This is a genomic window from Pediococcus acidilactici DSM 20284, from assembly GCF_000146325.1.
Lineage (GTDB): Bacteria > Bacillota > Bacilli > Lactobacillales > Lactobacillaceae > Pediococcus > Pediococcus acidilactici.
In genome coordinates this window covers 243,921-258,292 of sequence record NZ_GL397067.1, presented here as the reverse complement: position 1 = coordinate 258,292, position 14,372 = coordinate 243,921, and the positions used below count along the sequence as shown (strand labels likewise).

The 14,372-nt window shown below is 42.3% G+C and carries 16 protein-coding genes; 2 read left to right on the top strand and 14 right to left on the bottom strand.

Annotated features, from left to right (window positions below):
• Positions 1–19 precede the first annotated feature (19 nt).
• The gene (locus tag HMPREF0623_RS01275; protein ID WP_004165729.1) at positions 20–979 is read right to left on the bottom strand and encodes a beta-ketoacyl-ACP synthase III; all 960 of its coding nucleotides are present in this window, start codon (positions 977–979) and stop codon (positions 20–22) included.
• A gap of 12 nt (positions 980–991) precedes the next feature.
• Positions 992–1,441 (bottom strand): 3-hydroxyacyl-ACP dehydratase FabZ, encoded by a 450-nt coding sequence (fabZ, locus tag HMPREF0623_RS01270; RefSeq protein ID WP_002831508.1) that lies wholly within the window; start codon positions 1,439–1,441, stop codon positions 992–994.
• Positions 1,442–1,837: 396 nt separating this feature from the next.
• Here fabZ and HMPREF0623_RS01265 point away from each other — a divergent pair, with 396 nt between their 5' ends.
• The gene (locus tag HMPREF0623_RS01265; protein ID WP_004165728.1) at positions 1,838–2,170 is read left to right on the top strand and encodes a DsrE family protein; all 333 of its coding nucleotides are present in this window, start codon (positions 1,838–1,840) and stop codon (positions 2,168–2,170) included.
• Between the two features lie 21 nt (positions 2,171–2,191).
• Positions 2,192–2,518, top strand: coding sequence for a heavy metal-binding domain-containing protein (locus tag HMPREF0623_RS01260; protein ID WP_002831506.1), 327 nt, complete (start codon positions 2,192–2,194; stop codon positions 2,516–2,518).
• A 297-nt stretch (positions 2,519–2,815) separates the two neighbouring features.
• Here HMPREF0623_RS01260 and HMPREF0623_RS01255 read toward each other — a convergent pair whose 3' ends face one another.
• From HMPREF0623_RS01255 to rnc, 12 genes are all read right to left on the bottom strand, one after another.
• On the bottom strand, positions 2,816–3,154 hold the full coding sequence (locus tag HMPREF0623_RS01255) for a hypothetical protein (RefSeq protein WP_004165727.1): 339 nt from the start codon (positions 3,152–3,154) through the stop codon (positions 2,816–2,818).
• Positions 3,155–3,269: 115 nt separating this feature from the next.
• Positions 3,270–3,641 carry a 50S ribosomal protein L19 gene (rplS, locus tag HMPREF0623_RS01250; protein WP_002831503.1) on the bottom strand — a complete coding sequence of 124 codons (372 nt, stop codon included), beginning with the start codon at positions 3,639–3,641 and terminating at the stop codon, positions 3,270–3,272.
• A 115-nt stretch (positions 3,642–3,756) separates the two neighbouring features.
• Positions 3,757–4,512, bottom strand: a complete 756-nt coding sequence (locus tag HMPREF0623_RS01245; protein WP_004165726.1) for an ABC transporter permease — start codon at positions 4,510–4,512, stop codon at positions 3,757–3,759.
• Entirely contained in the window at positions 4,496–5,161 is a 666-nt protein-coding gene (locus HMPREF0623_RS01240) for an ABC transporter ATP-binding protein (protein ID WP_002831500.1), read from the bottom strand. Before HMPREF0623_RS01240 ends, HMPREF0623_RS01245 begins: the two co-directional genes overlap by 17 nt.
• Before the next feature lie 180 nt (positions 5,162–5,341).
• On the bottom strand, positions 5,342–6,079 hold the full coding sequence (trmD, locus tag HMPREF0623_RS01235; RefSeq protein WP_002831499.1) for a tRNA (guanosine(37)-N1)-methyltransferase TrmD: 738 nt from the start codon (positions 6,077–6,079) through the stop codon (positions 5,342–5,344).
• A complete protein-coding gene (rimM, locus tag HMPREF0623_RS01230; protein WP_002831498.1) occupies positions 6,079–6,594 on the bottom strand; it encodes a ribosome maturation factor RimM in 516 nt (171 codons plus the stop codon). Before rimM ends, trmD begins: the two co-directional genes overlap by 1 nt.
• Positions 6,595–6,670: 76 nt before the next feature.
• A complete protein-coding gene (gene rpsP, locus HMPREF0623_RS01225; protein WP_002831497.1) occupies positions 6,671–6,943 on the bottom strand; it encodes a 30S ribosomal protein S16 in 273 nt (90 codons plus the stop codon).
• 112 nt (positions 6,944–7,055) lie between these two features.
• Positions 7,056–8,489, bottom strand: coding sequence for a signal recognition particle protein (gene ffh / locus HMPREF0623_RS01220; RefSeq protein ID WP_002831496.1), 1,434 nt, complete (start codon positions 8,487–8,489; stop codon positions 7,056–7,058).
• A gap of 16 nt (positions 8,490–8,505) precedes the next feature.
• The gene (locus HMPREF0623_RS01215; RefSeq protein WP_002831495.1) at positions 8,506–8,847 is read right to left on the bottom strand and encodes a putative DNA-binding protein; all 342 of its coding nucleotides are present in this window, start codon (positions 8,845–8,847) and stop codon (positions 8,506–8,508) included.
• A gap of 5 nt (positions 8,848–8,852) precedes the next feature.
• A complete protein-coding gene (ftsY, locus tag HMPREF0623_RS01210) occupies positions 8,853–10,010 on the bottom strand; it encodes a signal recognition particle-docking protein FtsY (RefSeq protein ID WP_002831494.1) in 1,158 nt (385 codons plus the stop codon).
• Positions 10,011–13,565: a chromosome segregation protein SMC gene (smc, locus tag HMPREF0623_RS01205; protein ID WP_002831492.1), complete on the bottom strand. Its 3,555-nt coding sequence runs from the start codon at positions 13,563–13,565 to the stop codon at positions 10,011–10,013.
• Positions 13,566–13,574: 9 nt separating this feature from the next.
• Positions 13,575–14,273, bottom strand: a complete 699-nt coding sequence (gene rnc, locus HMPREF0623_RS01200; RefSeq protein WP_002831491.1) for a ribonuclease III — start codon at positions 14,271–14,273, stop codon at positions 13,575–13,577.
• Positions 14,274–14,372: the final 99 nt, after the last annotated feature.

The window sequence follows — 14,372 nt, the reverse complement described above, 5'->3', positions numbered from 1 at the left end:
TCCTCCAAATAATATGTTTTTAAAATTTAATTACGTTAGTTCCGATGGTCAGACCACCGCCAAAGCCGCTGAACACAATGATGTCGCCGCGTTGGATTTTATGTTCCTGCATCAGTTCTGCTAAAAGCAACGGTTCACTGGCTGCCGCGGTATTCCCATAATCAGCAATGTTAAACGGAAACTTCTCTATCGGAAGTTCCAATCGTTTGGCCACGCTTTTAATAATGCGGGCATTCGCCTGGTGTAACAGGAAATACTTAACGTCTCTCGCGTCAATTTCCGCCGCTTGTAACACTTCACGAATTGATTCAGGAACCCGGTTAGTTGCAAATTCGTAAACCTTGCGGCCATTCATTTGAAAAAAATAAGATTGCGTTGAATCGGTTAACGCAGCTACGTTACCAGCTGTGAGGTGTTCCCCTAAATCGCCATAAGTAGTTAGTCGTTCGGCAATTAAACTAGCAGAACTCGCGGGATCATTTTCAACTAAAACGCCCGCCGCGGAATCACCGAACAAAACTGCCGTACTCCGGTCTTGCCAATCTAATAAGCGAGAGAGCGCCTCTGAACCAATTAATAAAGCCTTATGATAATTCGGCGATTGAAGCATCTGGTTCACCACGCTCATCCCGTAAACAAATCCGCTGCACGCAGCACTAATGTCAAAAGCCATGGCTCTAGAAGCTTTAAGAGCACCTTGAACTTGCGCAGCCACCGAAGGAGTTTGGTAGTCCGGAGACATGGTTGCCACCACGATCAGATCCACCTCTTCGGGAGCGGTATTCGTCTTGGCTAGTAAATCTTCTGCGACCCTAGTTGCCATTACAGCATTAGTTTCTTCATCAATTCGATGTCGCTGCTTAATGCCGGTTCGTTTTGAAATCCATTCGTCCGACGTATCTAACGTTTGAGCTAGCTCGTCGTTAGTAATAATCCTTTCTGGACTATACTTTGCCGAATCAATAATTTTTAATCCCATTTACTTCACCGACTATGCTTTAGGCTGGTCAGTCGCCCCAACAATAAAGGTCAATTGAGCTTGGCAAACTTTCTTTTCACCAACGGTTGCAAAAGTTTCCACAACCCCCATGTTGCGTTTTTTCTTAATCATTTCGACGTGTAATTTCAAAACGTCCCCGGGACGAACAATCTGGCGGAATTTAGCATTATTAATCGCGCCAAGGTATGCTGTTTTCCCAGCAAACTCTTCCGACTTCAAAATTAAAATTGAAGCTGCTTGTGCTAATGATTCAATAATTAATACGCCAGGCATTACCGGATTACCCGGGAAATGTCCTTGGAAAAATTCTTCGTTAATAGTAACGTTTTTAGTTGCAATGATTGATTTTCCTGGTTCTAATTCGTCAACGTAATCCATAAACAAGATTGGATAACGGTTTGGAATTAATTCCATGATTTCTGCCGCGTTTAAAATACTCAAATTCTTATTTCCTCCTCAACCGAGTGTTCCTTGCGATTCCTTATATAAGGAATATTCAAAAGAATAGCGAGAAAAATATCTTTGCGCAATTGATTTTAAAATATGAACTTTTTTCTATTTTTTAATAAAGCTCCGCTAAACTCCGTAACCACGGGGCTGAAGGCTTTCCTTTCTTACTGAAACAGTTTGATGTGAATCGTCACAATTAATTAACCCCATGTACCAAAATTACCTTTAGACCGGCTTTTAACGTGTCAAGTCTTTTTTATACATCCTAGACATCGTTAATGGTGTACAAATAAACTGATTGTGTAACTTGCTTTTAGCTCCCTACCGTCTTTGATTCGCGTTATAATATGAGTTACATAACCATTGAGAAAGGCAGACTCGTTACTAATGAAAATAATTATCCATATTGACGAAATTGAAAAATGGCCGATGGTGTTAAGCAATCTCGCACATTTGAATGAGCATTACGTTAATTCAGACGACGTGATCGAATTACTTGTTAACGGTCCGGCAGTGGTGGATTTACAAACTACACAGGCTCGTAGTGCGTCAATTCAATTCGCACTACAACCACAAAATCAGTTAGCCGTTTGCCAAAATTCATTAGACCAACGACAAATTAATCCCGGGAGTTTAATTTCAGCAGCAAAAGTTGTTCCCTCGGGGGTTGTTGAACCAGTAGAAAAGCAATCCGCTGGTTATGCATATTTACGTCCGTAACTTATACGAGGAGGAATTTTTATGGAAGAAATGTTAGTTACCACTACCGAACACATTCCTGGCAAGGAATATCAGGTGCTTGGAGAAGTTTTTGGCTTAACCACCCAATCAAAGAACTTGGTGCGCAATATTGGCGCAGGACTGAAAAATATCGTTGGTGGCGAAATTAAGGACTATACCAAGATGTTAGACGAATCCCGCCACATCGCGGTCCAACGTTTACGCGAAAATGCTGCAGAAATGGGCGCCGACGCCGTAGTCATGATGCGTTTTGACTCTGGATCAATTGGTTCGGATATGCAGTCGGTTGCCGCTTACGGGACTGCCGTTAAGTTTATCCAAGCGTAGTAAAAGGTTTTAATAAAAAAGGAAAGTCATATCTCGTTTAAAGGTATGTCTTTCCTTTTTATTTTTGCTTGAAATTTTAATATACGTACTCTCTTGAAGATCGTTAATTCTAATAATGGTAAACCGCTCGGTTAATTTACTTAAAGCTCATGATGTTCTCTCAACTTAATTAGTCACTAATAATGAATTAATAACTAATTTATAGTCTTTGTTATCAAATCAAAAAGAAATCCTAAGTATACGAAATGCTCCTCGAATACTCCGGATTCCTTTTTGATTAATTACCTAGTTGAGTTATTAATATTTTTCAGCAATCTTTAGAACTGCTTGTCGTGTATTAGCAGCTTTCCAGTGTCCGTTTGCGCCTGAATAATGGGGTAGCTTTTCAACCGGGCGTTGCGCAAATTGACGTAAAGTTGCGGCAGTTTTATCTCCAAGTCCAACCAAGACGGCCCGAGATGAAACGCCAAGTTGATCAAGATGTGATTCCAGTGCCTTGACCTCAGCTTCCCCACTAACCACGTTATCACTCTTACTTTCATTAATGGCTACTAAATCAGTCATAAAAGCTCCCCAAAGTGGAGTACCATAAACAGCTGCTGCTAAACGATAGTCGAGGCTCTTTTTTTTGACCATGGAAATTTAAAAAATTTAGCATTTTCTTTTCATTCTTAACAACAAAAAAACCAACCCGCAATTAAGCGAATTGGTTTCTTCAATAGTCGTTACCCAATCTTAGTAGGGCTAAAGACTATTTGTTTTTCATAGCGTTAGCTTTACGACGGTCTTCCTTAATCCGAGCTGCCTTACCATGTAGTGCACGTAAGTAGTAAAGCTTAGCACGACGAACGCGACCGTAACGAACAACGTCAATCTTAGCTACACGTGGTGAATGGAGTGGGAATGTCCGTTCCACACCAATTCCGTTACTGATCTTACGAACAGTGTATGTAGCACTAATACCTGAACCATGACGCTTGATAACTACCCCTTCAAACATCTGGATCCGTTCGCGGTTACCTTCAACAACCTTAGCGTGAACCCGAACAGTATCACCAGCGCGGAATTCAGGAATGTCATCGCGAAGTTGTTCTTTTGTAATCTTGTTGATTAATTCATTCATCAAAAAATCTTCCCTTCACCAATCTTCTTAACTCACCCGGAGCCAGCGGAACATTGTTAATTGTTGGCATTCAAGCCAAATAAAATAATAACACATCCGCTGCTGTGATGCAAAGTTATTTTAGCTGTAAATCATCATTATAAAAAAGCGGATACGCCATATAACACGCAATCACGCTACCAATACTAGTAGCCGCTAGTAACATGAAAGTTACCATAATTTGGTACAAAATTGCCTTTGTCGGATCCACTCCGGCAAAAATCAACCCCGACATCATTCCGGGTAAACTTACAATTCCAACCGTCTTAGCCGAGTCAATGGTCGGCGACATTCCCGTCTTAATTGAACTTTGAACAATCGCCCGTGACGCCTGTTTTAAATTAGCTCCTAACGCCAATCGTTCTAAAACCCCTTGACGCTGGTCTTTGAAGGTTTGGTTCATGCTACGGTAACATAAACCAATCGCCACCATCGTGTTACTAGCAATCATCCCAGAAATTGGCACGATTTGGCTGGGGGTAAATTTAATTGCACGGGCCAACACTAGCAAGCAAATGGTAGTTACGGTGGCCACGCTAATCGCTAAAAGACTGATAAAAAACGCGTGGGGAATCTTGTCCGCCCGTTTTTTTGCGTTAAGAGCGGCATTAAAGATGATGATTAACACCATTAAAATGGTTAACCACACCCGATCAACCTTAATAACGTACGTTAAAACGTAACCCACGACGGTTAATTGAATAACCGCTCGTACTACGCCCACCACCATGTCTTTTTCCAAACCAATTTTTTCGTGTAAATTGATTCCTAAGGCAATAATCACCAGGATGATGGCGAAGGATAATGCTAAGGGACTAACGATTAAGTTCATGTCGTTCACCTACAATTCTGCCATTTTCAACTGTTACTAACCGATGAGCTAAACCAATTTCGGCTTCATCGTGCGTAATTGCCAAAACCGTAATTTTACTTTTTTGATTCATTTTTTCAATTAATTGATGGACAATCGCCTTGGTATCCACATCTAACCCCGTGGTAACTTCATCTAGCAAAAGGACCTTTGGTGGGAAGAGTAAGTTGCGTACCAACGCTACCCGTTGTTTTTCGCCACCTGAGAGATCAACAATTGGTTTGTCCAAAAAGCGCGCCGTTAAATCGACCTGTTCGAGCGACCTAACTGCCTTATCAGCATTAAAAGGATGGTTACGAATTTCAAAAGGAAACGCTAAATTATCGCGCACCGTTTCCCCAAACAACGTGGGTTGCTGAAAACAATAAGAAACTTCCTTACGGTATTCAATTTTGGGGATCGCAAGCTGGTCTTCCCCATGATACATAATCGTTCCGCTTGTCGGGGTCAGCAACGTGGCCAAAATCTTTAAAAAAGTACTTTTCCCCGACCCCGATGGGCCAATTATCGTAACATAATCACCAAGTTCCGCATCAAAATCAATTGAATTTAAAATTCTGGTTCCGTTAACCACGTAATTAAGATTACGAACGGAAAAGATTTTGGTCATAAAAGTCACTCCCCTAACTTGTTTAGATTCATTATAATTTAAAAAACGTAAGTTACTAGTAAAAAGAGGATGAACCGCTATTCTAGCAACATAGTTATCTTCTAAAATATTTTTAGGGTGGCCAGCTTTGCGCCATGTCATCCTTTTACTAGATAATTGCTAAAATAATGTTCATCCTCATTATATATCTGGCGTTTGCAATTCCCGGAGGATTTTTTGGTCTTCCGCCGTTAGCCTAGCAGTTTTTAGCAAATCTGGGCGACGTTCGAGCGTCTTCTTTAACGCCATGGTTCGGCGCCACTCGTCAATTTTGCCATGATTACCACTTAATAAAATCTCGGGAACTTTTAATCCTCGAAAGTCAGCGGGACGGGTATACTGCGGAAACTCCAGTAATCCAGTTGAAAACGAATCATCTTCAGCAGATTCGTCATTACCTAAAACATCTGGAAGTAAGCGCACCGTTGCATCAATCATCGTCAACGCTGCTAGCTCACCACCGGTAATCACAAAATCACCCAAAGAAACTTCGTCGTCAACCAACGTCTTAATCCGCTCATCATAACCTTCATAATGGCCACAAATAAAGGTCAGATGTTCTTCTTTCGCAAAGTCTTCTGCCATCGCTTGGTCGAATCGTTTGCCACCCGGATCTACCAAAATGACCCGACCTGCCGATTGCTGGTTTTGGCTTTTAACATGTTCCATAGCGTCAAAAATTGGCTGCGGGGTTAACAACATCCCGGCGCCGCCCCCGTATGGGTAGTCATCAACGTTCTTGTGCTTATTAGTTGAATACTCCCGAAAGTCAGTCACCTCAACGCCTAATTTGCCGCTTTCGATCGCTTTTCCCACGATTGACTCGTGGAGTGGCACTTCAACCATTTTCGGAAATAAAGTTAAAATATCGATCTTCATTAATCTAACCCCTCAGGTACCGCGACTTCAACAATACTTTTATCTAAGTCAACCTTTAAAACCACGTCGTTCAAATATGGCAGCAACAAGTCTTTTTTACCCGGCCGTTCAACTACCCAAACATCGTTAGGGCCATATGATAAAATCTCTTTCACTTTACCGAGGGTTTGTCCATCTTCAATTACCGTCAAACCAATAATTTCATGTTGGTAAAATTCACCATCTGCGAGTTCTTGAAGCTGGTCTTCAGCAATTTTTAGCATCATGCCCTTGAACTTTTCGACTTCGTTGATTGAGTCTAGTCCGGCCAATTGGATTAACCACATTCCCTTAAAAGGCTTTGCCGATTGCACTGTCACCGCTTGGGTTGGTGTCGTTGCGTTTGCGTCTTTAAACAATTGCAACTCGGTGCCGGCCTGGAAACGTTCTTCCGGGAAGTCGGTGTACGCAATCACCTTTAGTTCACCGCGTAAGCCACGCGTGTTGACGATTTTGGCCACGTTATAATAATTCATTATTCTTCCTCCGATACAAAAAGAAGGGCGTAATAAAACAACCGTTTTACTTACGCCCTTCATTTCAGGTTAAAACCTATTTTGTATATTTAGCTTCGTGATACTTTTTCATAATTCCTGCTTTAGAAAGAATATTCTTAACCGTATCCGAAGGTTGTGCACCATTGTTTAACCAGTTCATGATTTCTTCTTCTTCAAGCTTAACAGCAACTGGTTCAACTAATGGGTTGTATGTTCCAACTTGGGCGATAAAACGACCATCACGTGGTGAACGTGAATCAGCAACCACGATACGGTAGAAAGGACGCTTCTTCGAACCCATACGTTTTAAACGAATCTTTACAGACATGTTAACACCTCCACTATTTATTCACGAGTAATAATATACCAGTTATTCGAAGAGATGTAAAGGTTTTTTCCTTAACAGATTAAATTTAATTATTTAATCAGCTAAAATACGGTTATTTCCGCTTTTTATTCTTTTTCATCCGCTTCTTTTTGTTCTTTTTGTTTCGCTTAACCATCGAATTCATTGCCATTTTAGACAATTTCCCCTTAATTCCGTTACCAAACATCCCTTCCATTGGGCCAAAGTTTCCCTTAGACATTTGGTTCATCATTTTCTTCATTTGGTTAAACTGCTTGATCATCCGGTTAACTTCGACAACTGGCCGACCCGATCCGGCAGCAATCCGCCGCCGCCGACTCGGATTTAAAATATCCGGATTTTCGCGCTCTTGTTTAGTCATTGAGTAGACGATTGCCTTAGTATGCTCAATGTCCTTCGGGTCCACGTTAATGTTCTTTAACGCAGGATTATTCGCCATTCCTGGAATCATCTTGACGATGTCTTCAATCGGACCCATACTTTGGACCTGATTCATTTGATCTAAGAAATCGTTGAAATCAAAGGTGTTTTCCCGAATTTTCTGGGACATTTCAGCCGCTTGCTTTTCGTCGAATTCCTTTTGGGTCTTTTCGATTAAAGTAAGCATATCTCCCATGCCCAAGATTCGGGAAGCCATCCGGTCTGGATGGAAGACGTCTAAGTCTTCCATCTTTTCACCTTGACCAACAAACTTGATTGGCTTACCGGTTACTGCTCGAATTGACAGAGCAGCACCACCACGAGTATCTCCATCTAACTTAGTCAGGATTACCCCGGTGACGTCTAACTTGTCATTAAAGCCTTCCGCAGTGTTTACCGCGTTTTGCCCGGTCATCGCATCGACAACCAATAGAATTTCATCCGGATGTGCTAGATCCTTAATGTCGGCTAACTCTTGCATTAGCTTTTCATCAATTTGTAAACGTCCTGCCGTATCGATGAAAACATAATCATTCTTGTTTTCAGCTGCTTGTTCAAGACCATGCCGAACAATTTCAACCGGGCTGACGTCGGTACCCTCTTGATAAACTGGGACGTCAATTTGTTCACCGACTTGAACCAATTGGTCAATCGCCGCTGGCCGATAAACGTCAGCCGCAATTAACAGCGGGCGAGCTTTCTTTTCATTTTTTAGCTTTAATGCTAATTTACCAGTCGTCGTAGTTTTACCAGCACCTTGCAACCCTGCCATCATGATTACGGTAGGAATCTTAGGTGCCTGATTTAAAGGACTAGCTTCGGTTCCCATCATCTTCACTAATTCATCATTAACTAGCTTAACGATTTGTTGTGCCGGATTTAATCCTTCTAAAATATCCGAACCGAGTGCTTGTTCTCGGACGGTTTTAACAAATTTCTTTACAACGGTAAAGTTAACGTCGGCTTCCAACAGGGCGAGACGAATCTCTCGCATGGTATCCCGTAAATCGGCTTCCGTTACCTTTCCTTTTTTTCTTAAATTATTAAAAGTTTTCTGTAAACGTTCTGTTAGACCTTCAAAAGCCATTGACAGCCCCTCCGTCTTATTCTTCTTCACTTTGCTCAAGGTCCGCTAAAAAACGCTTGAGCTGGGTATCTTCTGGATATTTCTTGGCAACGTACGCCTGAATACGGTCAAATTTGGCGTTTCGGGCCTCAAAATTACGCAAAAGGTGCAACTGTTGCTCATATTTTTCCAGAATTTTCACGGTCCGTTTAATATTATCATACACTGCTTGACGACTAACGTGAAATTCTTCAGAAATTTCGCCTAAAGAATAGTCGTCAGCATAATACAGGGTGATGTACTCTTTTTGCTTCGGGGTCAACAACTGTTCATAAAATTCCAACAAGCTATTGACCCGATTATTCTTTTCAATTTCCATAGGCACTATTCATCCAGTAAACCTTTAAACAATCCCCGGACGTACTCTTCCGGATTAAACGGACTAAGATCTTCAACCTTTTCCCCCAAGCCAACGTATTTAACTGCCAGGTGAAGCTGGTTACGGATAGCCAAAACGATTCCACCCTTGGCAGTCCCGTCTAGTTTAGTGAGGATAATCCCCGTTACGTTAGTGGTTTCCAAAAATGCTTTAGCTTGGGTTAACGCATTCTGCCCGGTTGTAGAGTCCAGAACTAGCAGTGATTCTTGCGGAGCGTCCGGGATTTCACGGCTAATTACCCGCTTAATCTTGTCTAATTCCTTCATCAAGTTAACTTTATTTTGTAAACGACCAGCTGTATCAATGAAAACCAAGTCATAATTCTCAGCCTTGGCCTTTTTTACCGCTTCAAAGGCTACTGCAGCAGGGTCAGATTTTTCCTTACCGGTAACGATATCGACACCGTCCCGGTTAGCCCACTCTTCTAATTGTTGAATTGCCCCTGCTCGGAACGTATCACAGGCTGCCAAAAGGACCTTCCGTCCCCGAGCTTTGAAACGAGCCGCCATCTTACCGATGCTGGTAGTCTTTCCAACGCCATTGACACCTACAAAAAGAAATACCGTTGGGCCTTCCTTACTGAAGACTAAATGGTTATCTTCTGCACTACCGTTACGCGTATATAAATCTACCAAACGCCGAACGATTAGCTGCGAAATTTTTTCGGGGTCCGAAACGTTTTCGAACTCAATTTCTTCACGAACCTCTTCACTAATCTCAAGCGCCGTGTCAAAGCCGACGTCGGCTTCGATTAGAGTTTCTTCAAGATCATCATAGAAATCATCATCTACTCCTGAAAAATTAGTAAACAAAGCGGAAAGTTTTTGACCAAAAGATTTTCGAGAACGTTCCAATCCCCGATCATACTTTTCAGCTTCATTTAATTGGGGCTCTTCATTAACTGGTGCCGCAGAACTAACTTCCTTAACCGGAGTTGGTTCTGGTTTGTTTTCCGGTTCCTTTACCGGTGTAGTGTTCGTTGGTGCTTCTTTTACTTTATCCGGAGAAGCCTCTACTTCGGGTTGTGAAACTGGGGTTGATGGTTCAACCTTTTTTTCGGCTTCTTTAGCCTTCTTTTTCTTTTTACCAAAAAACCATGCCATTTATCCCACCTGCTCTCTTCGTTCGATTTCATCAACTGATACCGAAACCATTTTTGATACACCTGATTCTTGCATGGTAACTCCATAAAGTACGTCCGCCTCCATCATGGTCCCTTTTCGGTGGGTAATCACGATGAATTGAGTCGTGTCTTGGAAAGTTCGCAAATACTTCGCGAACCGGTCCACGTTTGCGTCATCAAAGGCTGCTTCAACCTCATCCAAAATGCAAAATGGGACGGGTTTAACCTGTAGAATTGCAAACAATAGGGTAATTGCCGTTAAGGACTTTTCACCGCCGGACAACAAACTCAAACGTTGCAGCTTCTTCCCCGGTGGCTGGGCCTTTATTTCGATCCCGGTAGTCAGTAGATTATCAGGATCAGTTAATTCGAGTTCGGCATGCCCTCCACCAAACATTTTAACAAACACTTGTCCAAATTCTTCAGCAACTTGGTCGAAAGTTTGCTTAAATCTTTGACTTGCTTCTTGATCGATTTCCGCAATGGATTGTTCCAGCTGTTGTTTGGAACTAGATAAGTCTTCCTTTTGGTCCTTCAAGAAATTATAACGAGTAGAAACACGCTCGTATTCAGCAATCGCTCCGAGGTTAACCGTGCCGAGTTCATCTAAGCCCCGGCGCAATAATTTCAATTCACGCCGTAACTGCTCATCGTCCAACGATTGGTCAACAACTGCTTGAGCACTTTCAAACGTTTGTTGGTAATCATCGTTAAGCTGATCAGCAGCTAATTCGATTTTACTTTCCACCAACGCCAACGTATTTTGCGCTTCTTGGACCTGACTTTGCGCTTCACTACATTGCTTTTGGGTTAATTCGTAGTCGGCAATGACCCGGTCTTGTGCTACCTGAGCCTTTTGCCATTCTGTTTGTAAGTTCGTCATCGCTTCTTCACGTTGTTTCAAACGTTTTTGAACATCTACTAAGTTGACCGCTTGTGTTTGGGACTTCGCAGAAGAAGATTGTTCTTCTTGTAGCTGAACTAACTGACGCCGAGTTTCTTCCAAACGATCCTGTAAGTCAATTTGGGTTTGCCTTGCCGTCTGAAATTGTTGTTCTTTTTGGGAGTACTGCTCGTTTAGTTTTGCTAATTTTATTTGTAATTCAGCCCGTTGTTCCTGACGAGCTTCAGCATCGTTATCAAAAAGTGCCAATTGCTTTTGCTTTTCGGCCGTTTGGTCCTTTAAATCTTGAATTTTTGCTTCTAATTCGCTGATTTGGGCAGGTAATTTTTGAATTGCGTCATCTACTGGGCTCAACTGGGTTAATTCAAAGTTAGTAGCTTTAATCCGACGTTCGAGTTCGGCAATCCGCTCTTTAGTTAAGCTAACTTGATTTTCTGCCTTAACCTTAGACTGTTCGCTGGTTCGCTGCGTTTCAGTTAATTTTGCTATTTCACCTTGAAGCTGTTTACCCTGCGCTAATAACTCTTGCACATGCCTTTCCTTTATCGCTAACTTTTGCTTCATTTCGGCAATTTGCGTTTGCAGCCGCTTGATTTCTTGGTCCTGTTGCAAAAGTCCTTGGCGACCATGTTTCATGGTTCCACCAGTCATCGTTCCCCCAACGCCCACTACGTCACCGGCCAAAGTAATCACCCGGTAACGACGCTGAATTCGTTGTGAAATTTGTAAGGCATGGTCTAAATTATCCGCAATTAACGTTGTCCCTAGCAAATGCTGGCTAACTACGCGGTCAACGTTAGCAACCTTGATTAAATCACTTGCCACCCCGCAAAAACCAGCTAGCGAGTGAACTTGCGTAAGCATTTCGCTACGAATCGTTCGCGCCTGCAACGTATTTCGGGGTAAGAACGTTACCCTGCCTTGGCGTTGTTTCTTTAAAAATTCGATAATCGACTTGGCAGTTTGGTCCGTGTCCACCACTACGTTTTGAATTTGGCTTCCTAACGCGGTTTCAATTGCCACGGTGTACTGTTCCGGTACTTCAATCACGTCCGCAACTGGACCAACCAACCCTGGAAACCGTTCCCTTTGTTGTAAAACCGCACGTACTCCTTGATAAAAGCCCGTGTGTTCGTTTTTTAAACTGGTCAGAGCTTCTAATTTGCTGGTTGCGCGGTGCACGATGTCCGACCCGTCTAGCCACTGCTGACGCGCTTCCTCGTATTCTTGGCTTAGTCGGTTGCGCCTTTGCGTCAGTTCTTGAAGTTTACCAGTTTGTTTTTGAAAAATTTCCGTAGTGTTAGCCACCGCCTGGTTTAATTCAGCTAGTTTAGTCTGAAGCTCTTGAAGCTCTTTGTTAAACCGTGCTAAATTTAACTCCACTTTCAGCCGTTGTTGTTCATCACGCTTTTGATCTTGCTGGCTAAAACTATATTGATTCTTCAATGAGGTTAATTTTTGGAGATGGTCAACATACTGCGCCCGGAAGTCTTCAATTTGGGCTTGCAAATCAGCCTTCTTTTGTTCTTGATGATCATCAGTTAATAGTTGTAAAGCTTGCTTAGTCTTTTTAATTTGTCGATTAAGATCGGCGGTTAATTGTTCTAAGTCCTTTAAGTCCTGCTGTCCCGCATCAATTTGCTCTTGTACTTGTTCGATTTGTTCCGTTAAGCGGCTTTGTTCTTGCTCAAAATATTTCCGGCGTTCAATCTGTAAGTCATGCTCCCCAGCTAATTGTTGTTCAAGCCGGTTTAAGCGGACTAACTCCGCTTGGAGGTCGTCTTTTTGCTTACTTTGCTGGTTCACTTGTTCCTTAAGCCGGTCACGCTGCTTAACCAACTCGTTTAATTTATTTTCTAATTGATGCGCCTCAGTTTGCTTAACTTCAGCTTCCTTTGCCCACCGCTTTTGGAGGTCGCTATTACGAGTAATTGTTCGCACTAACCGGGTTTGTTCTAAGCGGTCAAACCGCTTTTTTTGTTGCAAATAGTCCTTTGCTACCGCGGCCTGTTCTTCGAGAGGTTCCACCTGTTTTTGAAGTTCCACAATTAAATCATTAACTCGCTCTAAATAGCCACTGGTCTTTTCTAATTCACTTTCAGCCCGCCGTTTATCTTGCTTGTACTCCAACACTCCGGCAGCCTCTTCAATGATCGCGCGACGATCCTCCGGTTTACTATTAAAAATTTCTTCGATTTTTCCTTGCGAGATTACCGACAGAGATTCGCGACCTAACCCAGTGTCGATAAACAAATTTAGGATATCTTTTAAACGACACTCCTGATGGTTCAATTCGTACTGGCTTTCACCATTTCGAAAAAGGCGTCGGCTAATCATTACTTCGTCAAATTTGGAATCTAAGAAATGATCCGAATTATCAAAAACAATGCTGACCGCTGCCCGGGAAAGCGGCTTACGTTTCTGGGTTCCGGAAAAAATTACGTCGGGCATTTTTCCACCTCGAAGACTCTTAGCGGAAGTTTCCCCCATCACCCAGCGAATGGCCTCAATAATATTACTTTTACCCGAGCCATTCGGACCAACGATCCCCGTGATCCCATCCTTAAAATCGATCTTGGTATGGTCAGCAAAAGATTTAAATCCGCTAATTTCAATTGTCCGTAGTTTCATTAAAAATACCTAATTCCTATTACGCAATTTTTGTAAAGCTTTGTTAGCGGCATTTTGTTCCGCCGCTTTTTTAGAATGTCCGCTACCTTTCGCTAAAACTTGGTTAGCCGCACTTACCTGAACGGTGAAAACCAAGTCATTATCCGGCCCAGTTTCAGATATTAATTCGTAATTAATCTCCACTTCACCGTTTCGTTGCAAAAGTTCTTGCAATTCAGATTTATGGTCAATAATGTGGTCAAACCGGCCTTCATCAAGCTTAGGAAAAATCACTTGGCGGACGAATTTTTCAACCGCTTGGCGTCCTTGGTCTAAATATAAAGCTCCGATAAACGATTCAAAAATATCACAAAGAAGTGATGGACGCTGCCGCGCGCCGGATTTTTCCTCTCCTTTACCAAGCCGGATGTACCGGTCAAAATGACATTCCTTGGCAAAATCACTGAAGCTGGCCTCACAAACCATTGCAGCTCGCAAACGGGTTAGCTTTCCTTGTGGCATTTCAGGATAACGTTTGTATAGATATTCCGAAACTACTAACTGTAAAACCGCATCCCCTAAAAATTCAATCCGTTCATAGAACTTCAACCCTTGGTGCGGGTGTTCATTAACATAAGATGCTTGAGTGAAGGCTTCGTCCAGTAGTTCGTGCTTGGTAAAATGAATATCAAACATTTCACTTAGATCGTCTTCTAAATCTTTTAACAACTCGATCATTCCTTTCTAAATTTAAACTCAATAATTCTTTTATAGATAAGAATAACTCGGTGACCAAAATACATTCAATCACCGAGTTTCCCATTATTG